This is a genomic window from Gordonia polyisoprenivorans (assembly GCF_017654315.1).
GTDB lineage: Bacteria > Actinomycetota > Actinomycetes > Mycobacteriales > Mycobacteriaceae > Gordonia > Gordonia polyisoprenivorans_A.
This window is the reverse complement of the sequence record NZ_CP072203.1, coordinates 1,867,818-1,877,495: the sequence shown is the minus strand read 5'-3', so window position 1 is coordinate 1,877,495 and position 9,678 is coordinate 1,867,818. Positions and strand designations below refer to the sequence as shown.

7 protein-coding genes are annotated in these 9,678 nt (G+C 67.3%); all 7 read right to left on the bottom strand.

Annotated elements, in window-relative coordinates:
• Nucleotide 1: 1 nt before the first annotated feature.
• Complete coding sequence (locus tag J6U32_RS08410) at nucleotides 2–1,462, bottom strand: polysaccharide biosynthesis tyrosine autokinase (RefSeq protein WP_244332715.1); 1,461 nt, start codon at nucleotides 1,460–1,462, stop codon at nucleotides 2–4.
• The gene (locus J6U32_RS08405) at nucleotides 1,428–2,831 is read right to left on the bottom strand and encodes a hypothetical protein (RefSeq protein WP_208794655.1); all 1,404 of its coding nucleotides are present in this window, start codon (nucleotides 2,829–2,831) and stop codon (nucleotides 1,428–1,430) included. Before J6U32_RS08405 ends, J6U32_RS08410 begins: the two co-directional genes overlap by 35 nt.
• Complete coding sequence (locus J6U32_RS08400) at nucleotides 2,818–4,221, bottom strand: oligosaccharide repeat unit polymerase (RefSeq protein ID WP_208794654.1); 1,404 nt, start codon at nucleotides 4,219–4,221, stop codon at nucleotides 2,818–2,820. The genes J6U32_RS08405 and J6U32_RS08400 overlap by 14 nt, the downstream gene beginning before the upstream one ends.
• The gene (locus tag J6U32_RS08395; protein WP_208794653.1) at nucleotides 4,218–5,327 is read right to left on the bottom strand and encodes a polysaccharide pyruvyl transferase family protein; all 1,110 of its coding nucleotides are present in this window, start codon (nucleotides 5,325–5,327) and stop codon (nucleotides 4,218–4,220) included. Before J6U32_RS08395 ends, J6U32_RS08400 begins: the two co-directional genes overlap by 4 nt.
• Complete coding sequence (locus J6U32_RS08390; protein WP_244332712.1) at nucleotides 5,324–6,388, bottom strand: glycosyltransferase family 4 protein; 1,065 nt, start codon at nucleotides 6,386–6,388, stop codon at nucleotides 5,324–5,326. Before J6U32_RS08390 ends, J6U32_RS08395 begins: the two co-directional genes overlap by 4 nt.
• A gap of 14 nt (nucleotides 6,389–6,402) precedes the next feature.
• The gene (locus J6U32_RS08385) at nucleotides 6,403–7,470 is read right to left on the bottom strand and encodes a glycosyltransferase family 4 protein (protein ID WP_208794651.1); all 1,068 of its coding nucleotides are present in this window, start codon (nucleotides 7,468–7,470) and stop codon (nucleotides 6,403–6,405) included.
• 161 nt (nucleotides 7,471–7,631) lie between these two features.
• A complete protein-coding gene (locus tag J6U32_RS08380) occupies nucleotides 7,632–9,119 on the bottom strand; it encodes a sugar transferase (RefSeq protein ID WP_432276995.1) in 1,488 nt (495 codons plus the stop codon).
• Between the last annotated feature and the right edge of the window lie 559 nt (nucleotides 9,120–9,678).

Here is a 9,678-nt window from a genome sequence, read left to right as displayed (position 1 = left end):
CTCACCGCCGTGCACCCAGCCGGCCGCGCGTCGCCGAGCCCGCGGCGGGTGCGGTGGAGTTGGGCTTGCCCAGATCATTGCTGTAGTAGGTGTAGCCACCGGAGTAGGCGCTGGTGCCGCGTCGGACACCGTTGAGCACGAAGCCCAGCAGCGCGACACCGGCCACCTCGAACTGGCTGGTCACCGCACGCAGATCGGGTGCCAGTGTCTTTCCCGAACGCACCACCAGCGCCACGCAATCGACCCATTGCGACATCACGACGGCGTCGGTGACCGGCAGCACCGGCGGCGAGTCGATGATGACGAAGTCGAAGCGTTCGCGTAGTTCGGCGATACCGTCGGCGGCGCGGCGGGAGCCGACGAGTTCGGCCGGGTTGGGTGGCACGGATCCGGCGGCGAGAATGCTGAGCCGCTCGGTGCCGCTGGGCTGGACGAACTCCATGATCGAGCCCTCGCCGCCGAGGTAGTCGGTGAGCCCGACGTGCGGGTTGATCTCGAGGGCGGTGGCCACCGCCGGGCGCCGCAGGTCGGCGTCGACGAGGATCACCGTCTTGCCGGCCTCGGCGAGGCAGCGTGCGAGGTTGACCGCGGTGGTCGTCTTGCCCTCGGCCGCACCACCACTGGTGATCAGGATGGCGCGGACCGGGTCGTCGACGTTGGCGAACGCGAGGTTGGTGCGCACCATGCGGAACGCCTCGGCCAGTGCGGAGGCCCCCTTGTTGAACGGCACCAGGCTGGTGTCGCGCAGGTCCGTCGAGTACGGCAACGACCCGAAGATCAGGCTCGACCCGATGTCCTCGAGGTCGGCGGTGGAGCTGACGGTGCGGTCGAAGCGGTTCTTGACGAACAGCACCACCAGTCCGAGCACGATACCGATCAGGAAGGCCAGCAACGTATCCCGGACGGGTTTGGGTGAGACGGCCTGGGTTTTGCTCTCGGCGTGGGTGACCGGGGTGACCTTGGCCAGTGGTTGACCGCCGGCCGCCGGACTCTCCAGCGTCGCCACATATCCCGACAGGCTGTCGGCGACCGCGTTGGCGATCTGCGCGGCCTTCTCCGACGAGCCGGCGTCGGCGCTGATGTTGAGCATCACGGTGTCGGGTTTGGCGGAGGTCTGCAATGCCTCACGCACCTGGTCGCGGGTCATCCCGAGGTTGCCCTGGCTGATGGCCCGGTCGATGACCTCGTCGGAGGAGGCCAGTTCGGCGTAGGAGGCCACGCGCTGTTGGGAGGCCAGCGATCCCTGATAGGCGGTTTGCGCCGAGGCCTCCGATCCGGATGTCACATACACCGCAGCGGTGGCCCGATAGACCGGGCTCTGCAGCATGGAGTACCCGAAGCCGCACAGAGCGACCACGATTCCGCAGGCCAGGACGATCCACCAGCCGCGGCGTACCGCGTCCAGCACGGGAGCGACCCGTCCTGGGTCATTCGTGTCCACCGACACCGACTCGACTCGCATGGTTGCTACCTCTCTTGTTGAAGCTCTTGGGTGAGCGACCCACCGCGTCATCGCGGTTGGGCTGCAGGGATTGTGGGGATGGCGGCGATGCGGGCGCACCGGCGGGCACGCGGGAGAACAGCAGCGCGAACAGCGCCGCGATCAGTACCCACGACATGACGATCATCGCGACGAATGCACCGGTCACCGAGCCCAGCCAGGCGCCGAGGGGGCAGACGATCAGGGCGAGCGCGCCGACCATGGTGCGTACCCGCACCACCGACCAGGTCTGGCGCGCGGCACGCACCAGCACTCCGGGGACGGCTTCCATCGCCGCGGAGAACCGGGCCAGGCCACCGATGAGGATGAAGGGTGCGGCGTACGCCCAGGTGTCGCCGAGCAGCGCACGGCCCAGCGAGTCGGGCAGCATCAGCAGGATCAGCATCGAGGTGCCGATGGTGACGGCGATGGTCGCGGTCATGCCCACGGTGTCGGTGCCGATGTCGGCGCGGGTGAGCCGGCCGCGGGTGACGATGTGCGACAACACCACGCTGCGCAGGTAGTTTGTGACGACGTTGGTGAGTCCGAAGATGACGATGACGCTGCGGAAGGCGGCGACGTCGGCGACTCCGGATACCGCGGCGATCACGAACACCAGCGCCCATTGCAGCAGCGCGCCCCACACCGACTCGTAGAAGAAGCTACCCAGGTACGGGCGCGCCGTCGTCACCCACCGGCGCAGCGGGTGCACCGGTAGTCCGCCGCGGATCAGGTGGATCACCAGGGGCACAACGGGTGCGGCGAACATCACCAGGATCGCCTGATCGGCGCTGCCGCCGCCGGCGAGGGTCGCGGCGAGCAGCGACAGTTGGGCGACCGCGACGACGACGTCGAGCAGCAGCAGAGAGGCGGTGTCGAGCCGGGAGATGTAGACGAAGCGCAGGGTGTCGTAGCCGAGGATGATCGGCGAGACCACCAGGCACAGGCAGCAGATCTGCACCAGCCGGTTGTCGATGACGGCGAACCCGATCCCACCGAGCACGGCCAGGATCAGCGGAACGATCAACGAGACCCACACGACTGCGCGGCGGAGCTCGCCGGCGTCGATGTCGTTGTCGCCGTTGCCGTTGCTACCGCCGCTCTTGTCGCCACACAGGACGACGAGCGGTTCGCCGGTGACCGAACGCGCCATGGCCGTGAGCGCCTGGTAGAACACCATGGCTCCGGCGAACAAGCCGAGTTCGGCGGTGTCGAGGTAGCGGGCGGCGATCACCAGGAACAAGAAGCTGGCCAGACTGACCACGGCCTGGTCACCGGCACCGAAAACCATCGCCCGGGCCCGTGGGCCCGGCCGGGACAGCTTCTGCCGCAGCGACTTACCCGGAGGCATGGATCTCCCGGCGTTTCGGCCCGGGCAGCAGGACAGCGATCACCAACAGTGCCAACAGGATCGGGATGAACCGGCCCTGGGACCAGTAGATGATCCGGGACACCTCGAGCAGACCCATGATGGTCAGCGAGTAGGCCAGCAGCGACACGAGGCTGCCCTGGGTGGCGCGGTAGAACAGGTAGCCGACGGCGAGGCCGAGGAGAAACCAGTACAGCATCGACAGCGGTGTGCCGAGGTCGGCGTCGGTGATCAGGAAGGTGCCCTGGTTGTTGAACTCGGGGTTGGCGCTGTTCTCCAGCATCATCTTCCACCACTGTTGGGGGTCGAGTCCGGCGATCTCGGGTCGTCCGGCGATCATCGACATCCCCGGCCCGTCCCACACCGCGGCGAACGAGTAGTACGGGTCGTGTGGTTTGCCGGCGACAGCCGCGTGGTACATGGCGCTGTTGTTGGCGGTGGTGACGTAGTAGCCGGCCAGTCGGGTGGAGATGTATTCCGTGAAGCTCGTCGTCACGATGTTGCGGTAGTACAGCCAGCTGCGGGAGTATTCGAACACCGCGAACAGACCCCAGATGGCCGGGATCGCGAAGAATGGTGCGGTCTTTCGCATCACGCGTTCGATGGGTCCGCCCCGCGCGATCTGTGCGCCCGGCGCCGTGCCCGTGCGCATCGGTTGCACCGCGAAGTACAGGAAGATCAGCGGCAGACCGACCTCGATGATCGCGAGGCGTTCGCCGTAGAAGAACGAGCGGTAGACGGCCAGGGCGACGAGGACCACCATCTGCCAGGTGTAGGCGCGCACACCCATGCGGCGCAGCATCATCATCACCCCGGCGGCGACCGGCCCGAGCTGGGTGAAGGTGGTGATCCCGGCGACCGGCGGGTTCATCTTCTTCAGCGCGCTGATCGCCCCCTGCTGCAGGGTGATCACGTTGACGAAGTCGGTGACGGTGGTCCCGCGCAGGAACGACAAGGCGATCCAGATGCCGTATCCGAAGAGCGCCAACACGAATGCGCCGACGGCGATCGCCCGCAGGCGGGCCACGGCCGAGGCACTGACCCGCACGATCGTCACCCCGGGCCGCACCCGCAGCGTGAACACCGCCAGACCCACCAGCAGGCTCAGGCCGGACAGGAAGCCCGTCATCCCGATGGTGGCGTCGATGTAGCGCGGGGTCTTCCACAGGGTGAACGCGCTCGTCGGGATCAGTGCAGCCGAGATGGGTAGCAGCGCAACGAAGATCGTGGCGATCCAGAGCGGGTGGAACCACCACGGGATCATCAGCCGGAAGCCGTGTTCGCCCGGCGCCAACCCGGCCGGTGCGCTGCGCGACTGCTCTGCCCGCCCGGGTGGGCCGGCCTGCGGTGCGGCGAGGTCGGGTGCCGTCATCCCGGATGCCCCGCCAGTGCGTGTAGCTCGGGGGTGAGGCCGACGCTGGTGCGCAACCGGTCTCGCAGTTCGCGCCACCGGGCGCGGTGGGCGTCGGCGCGCTGGGCGAGCAGTCGGTCGTAGGTCGCGCGTTCGGCGGGATCGTCGAGGAGTCGGGCGACCTGTTGTTCCACCACGGCCGGGGTGAAGCTGCGGAAGTGGTGGACGTAGGCGTCGAGCCCGAGGTCGGCGAAGGCTCCGAAACCCTTGCGTTCGTAGGCGAGGTGGATGACGTAGTGGCCGGCTTCGAGGGCCATCAACGCCGCGTGTAAACGCATCGCCACCACCACCCGCGGTTCGGCGCGCGGGTCGAGGAGTTCACGCGGGGTGAGGATCTCGGCCGGGCCGAGCGATTCCATCACGGTGGTGTCGTTGTTCCCGGCGACCGCGCTCTGCACGTAGCCGTCGAATTTGCCGAGCATCCCGGCGAGTTCGGTCACCGGACGCGGCAGCGTGCCGCGTACCGAGCGGACCGAGAGCACCACCCGCGGCATGGTCGTGCGGCCCGGGGCCGCGGCGTCGTCGGTGCCGCGGTCGGCGACCGAGCCGCTGATGATCGCGACGTCGGGGATGCGCGCGATGTTGGGGGCGGTGCCGAGTTCCTCGATGCTGCGGTCGTCGCGCAGGCACACGGCGTCGAGTGATCCGATCATGGTGCGCACCAGGCGTCGTGCGGCGCCGCGGCTGGGTCCGATGCTCTGCGGGAGGTACACCGTCGGGGTGTGGGTGCGGCCGGCGGCCAGCAGTTGTGGTCCGTGCACGATGGCGGTTTTGGCGGATTCGACGCTCGACCCGAATCGCAGGTAGCCGCCGCCGACCCCGACGACGAGGTCGTAGGCGTCGAGGTTGCGCAGTACCTGCAGGTAGCGGCGTGCCTCGCCCAGTGATCCCGGTTTACTCGACACGCACCGAAGGCCCAGATACTGAAAGGATTCCGGGTATGCCGCGACGAGGTCGATGTCGGTGTCGGGGCCGAGTGCCTCGGTGATCAGGTCCACGGCCCGGTCGACGAGCATGCCGTCGCCGAGGTTGTCGGAGCTGTAGCAGTGCAGCAGAACGACTTTCATGTCAGTAACTCCTCGTAGACAGCCAGGTGCGCCTCCGCGCTGCGCTGCCAGTTGAACTGTCGGGCCCAGTCACGTCCGGCGTCGGCGAGCCTCGTGCGGGTGTCGTCGTCGGCGACTGCGGCCAGTGCGTCGGTGATGCCCGCGGCGATGGCCGACTCGTCGATCTCGGCGAGTTCGAAGGCGGGACCGGCGACCTCGGCGAGCGCGCCGCGCCGCGAACACAGCACCGGGCAGCCGTGTGCCAGCGCCTCGAGGACCGGTAGCCCGAAACCCTCGTAGCGGCTGGGGAACACGAACAGCCGGCAGTGACGCATCAGGTGTTCGCGCTCGGAGTCGCTGACGAATCCGAGGTGGATGACCCGGGGTGAGTTGGCGACCTCGGCCATGATCGCGTCGGCGGCCCACGCCGGTTTGCCCGCGATCACCAACGTCACCCCGGCGGGGACGTCATCCATGGCCCGGATGAGCGCGGCGACGTTCTTTCGGGGCTCCAGGTTTCCCAGATACAGGATGTAGGCGTCGAGGTCGCGGACGGTTGTGCGGACCGGTGGGTCGTTCTCGTCGGTCTGCGCGGGCGGCGGGTCTTCTGTTCCGGTGTGTTCGGTGCCCATGTGTTGGATGCCCGTGTGTTCGATGCCGTGGTAGATGACGTCGATGCGCGATGGGTCGACGTCGAAGACTTCCGCGACGTCGATGGCACTGGCCTGCGAGACGGTGATGATCCGGTCGCAGGAGTCGATGGCACGCGCGACCCGGGTGCGCCAGATCCGTTCGGCCATCGGGGTGCGGCCGGTGTCGATCCATCTGCTGGCCACGCCGTGGACGGTGACCACCGACGGCACGCGGGTGCGCACCAGCGGACCGGTATCGGCGACGTAGTGGACGAGATCGAGTTCGGCGGAACGGATTCCGGCTGCGGTCTCACGCACGGTGTTGGCCAGGGGGTGGCCGAGTCCGCCGAATCCATCGACGGTGTGGCCGCGGTCGCGGAGTTGCCCGGCCAGTGATCGCGCGTAGGTCGTGTTGCCGCCGACGTGGCGGTCGAGGATGCGCCTCGGCATACCCACCCGCACCGCTAAGCCCCCTCGGCGAGGCAGGCGTCGTAGCAGTCGACGAAGGCCTGACGCTGCTTGGTCTTGTTCATCGTCGAGAGCACGCGCACGGTACGGTCGACGACCTCGTCGTGGTAGTCGTTGTCGGCGACGATGTGGTGGATCTGTTCGGCCACCTCGGTGACCGTCGATTCGCAGACCAGTGGGGTGCCGTCGAAGCAAGGGATGTCGCGGACCACGGTCGGGATGCGGTAGCTCGCGGCGTCGAGGACCGACAGCGGAAACCCTTCGTACAGTGCGCTGTGCACGTAGACGTCGATCGATCGGAGTAGCGCGTCGAGTTCGTCGTCGCCGACCCAGCCGGTCACCGTCACCCCGTTGTGTTCCAGCAGGCGCTTGGCGTCGGGGTCGCCGTCTCCGATCCAGATGAGCTCGGCGTCTTCGTGTTTGCGCTGTAGCGCCTTGGCGAGCTGGGCGAAGAACCGCGGGTCCTTCTGTGGGCAGATCCGGCCGATCATCGCAACCCGGGCCCGCTCATGCCACGGCTGCGTCGCGGTGCGCAGCGGGTCGGCGGGTTCTCGGTGCGCCGCGTTGGGTACACGCACCACCTGGGCGCGGCCGAGACGGACGCCGATCATGCTGCGCGCCACCGACTCCTCCTCGGGGGTCAGCACCACCATGGTGTGTTTGCGCAGACTCAGCAGTTGCTCGGCGGCGCGGAACACGCCTTGTTTCCAGCCGGCGCGTTGCGGGTCCTGCAGCACAAAGCAGTGTGGCTGGTAGATCGTGTGCACCGGCAGGGCCGCGGCGCGACAGAAGAATCCGGCCCAGCTGGAGTGCGCATGCACGAGATCGGGTTGCAGTTGATGGGCCCGGGTGCGCAGGTCGCCGATGGCGCGCAACGGGTCTCGGGAGAGTTCGGTGACCGACGCGAACTCGGCGGCACCGGAGCCGACCGATCCGCCCGCGGCCAGCAGATGATGCTCGTATTGCGGGGTCAGTGAGACGATCTTCTCCACGGCCCGGCTGATGCCGCCGTCATAGACGTTGGTGGTGTGCAGGATTCGGGGCGTGTGGGTCGGGTACGACATCGGGTTCTCGTTTCTCGAAGCGTCGGTCTGGATGTCGGTGGTGTGCGTCTTCTGGGGGTGTGGAATGGACCGGACGGCGTCGGCGGGTACTCGCGGGGGTGGGGTTACTCAGCACCCGACGGCGCCGTCCGGGGTCTTGGGGCGTCCAGGTTGGGGGGCGATCAGTAGGCGCCGGTCTTGTCGAAGACCGCCCGGACGGTGCGCCACAGGATCAGCACGTCTTGCATGATCGACCAGTTCTCGACGTAGGAGAGGTCGAGGCGGATCGAGTCCTCCCAGGACAGATCGGAGCGGCCCGACACCTGCCAGAGCCCGGTCATCCCGGGTTTGACCAGCATGCGTCGTGCGATCCGCCCGTCGTACTGCTCAACCTCGTCGGGCAGCGGTGGGCGCGGGCCGACCAGGCTCATCGTGCCGCCGATGACGTTGAACAGCTGGGGCAGTTCGTCGAGGCTGTAGCGGCGGATGATCTTGCCGACCCTGGTGATTCGCGGGTCGTCACGCATCTTGAACAGGACGCCGTTGCCCTCGCTGCGGGCGCGGAGATCGGCTTTGACGCGGTCGGCGTCGACCACCATCGACCGGAACTTCCACATCTGGAACGGCGCATTGTTCACCCCGATCCGGGTGGCGCGGTAGAAGATCGGGGCGCCGGTGTCGAGCACGATCGCCAGCGCGACCAGGCACATCGCCGGCGTTAGAGCCAGGATCAGTACCGCCGCACCCAGCCTGTCGACGAGCGCCTTGCGGAACCGGTTGGCGCCTTCGTAGCGGGGTTTGTCGATGTGCAGCAACGGAAGTCCGGCAACCGGGCGCACCGTCAGTCGGGGGCCTGCGACGTCGGCGACGCCGGGGGCGACGAGCATGTCGACGTCGACACGCTCCAGACCCCAGGACAGTTCCTGCATGGCGTCGGGGCCGAGGACCTCGGCCGAGCTGACCGCCACCACCGATGCGTCGGCGGAGTCGACGGCCGCCAGTACGTCGTCGAGGTCACCGTGGACCGGGATCGCATGCTCCCCCACCTCGATGTGTGGGGGCAGCGGCGCGACGGTGCGGGGGAGGCACACCCCCACGACGTCGTACCCGAGCTGGGGTGTGTGGGTGAGCCGGCGCACGAGCGATGTCGCGGTGTCGTGGCTGCCGACGACCAGGAGCTTTTCCATGTTCAGCCGGTTGCGGCGTTGACGAGACAGGTTGCGACGCCACAGATATCGCGACACGAGCAAGGCGACGGTGCCCAGCGGCAGCGCGAGCAGTAGGAAGCCGCGGGCGATCTGCAGCCGGAAGATCTGGTCGACGATCGCCAGTGCGCCGAAGACGGCGAAGCAGGCCGTGGCCACGCGGCTGTACTCCTGCGGGCCGGAACCGACGACCCGACGATCTAGCGCGTGGTTGACACGTAATGCCATGAGCCACAGGATGATCAAGATGAGGGCCACGCTGGTGGCCGGGATCTCGACTTGTCCGCGCTGACCGAACGGGTTGCCGGTGCCGAACCGGAGAAGGTGCGCGGTGGCGACCGCGGCGATCACGATGACCGCGTCGGAGATGGCCAGCCGGGCCAGGTACTTCTTGCTCCATTGGGGGCGACTGCGACGTGCGCCGATGTCGGGATTGCTGTCTTGTGTTGCGCCTGAACTCCACACGTTCAGCGCCGATGCTTGCCCTGACGGACTCACCACACCTCCCACGATCAGATCTCGGTGGGGCGATGTCGGCCGAACGGTCGCGTCATCGCCACCGCCGGCCTCCTCGCGGCCCAGCCTCTTCGCCGAGCCAACCCGCACGCTTCTTGCGCGGGCCCATGACCGCCCCGAAACACTCTTCGGCCATGTTCACGTGGATCAATCAATGCGGGACAGTTGACAAGCTCCCGTTGATCTTTAACACGGGTCAACATTAACTCCCGTTTACCCGGACCACAACGCCGGATTGGAATTCTTTTGTGACTTCCCTACCATTTGACAGCCACAGCAATCGGGATTACCGAGGATTCTTCGCTTTGCTCAATAAATATCCGTCCGCCGGCCGCCGGCAAGTCCGTGACCAGCACGCACAGACCAGGTGTTCCATGTGGTCACGAACCCGCGGACCAGAGTCCAGATTGCTTCACCAATCCAAGTGTGACGGCCTTCACAGTACTTTCCTGCAGGCTGTCACGAGTATTTCGGGAATGTAAACCAGCAGATGAAGGCACCTTCTGGC

Bases quoted from the DNA above. Each gene is read 5' to 3' on its own strand.
- J6U32_RS08410 (WP_244332715.1), bottom strand. From the start codon at position 1,462: ATGCGAGTCGAGTCGGTGTCGGTGGACACGAATGACCCAGGACGGGTC.
- J6U32_RS08405 (WP_208794655.1), bottom strand. From the start codon at position 2,831: ATGCCTCCGGGTAAGTCGCTGCGGCAGAAGCTGTCCCGGCCGGGCCCA.
- J6U32_RS08390 (WP_244332712.1), bottom strand. From the start codon at position 6,388: ATGCCGAGGCGCATCCTCGACCGCCACGTCGGCGGCAACACGACCTAC.
- J6U32_RS08385 (WP_208794651.1), bottom strand. From the start codon at position 7,470: ATGTCGTACCCGACCCACACGCCCCGAATCCTGCACACCACCAACGTC.
- J6U32_RS08400 (WP_208794654.1), bottom strand. From the start codon at position 4,221: ATGACGGCACCCGACCTCGCCGCACCGCAGGCCGGCCCACCCGGGCGG.
- J6U32_RS08395 (WP_208794653.1), bottom strand. From the start codon at position 5,327: ATGAAAGTCGTTCTGCTGCACTGCTACAGCTCCGACAACCTCGGCGAC.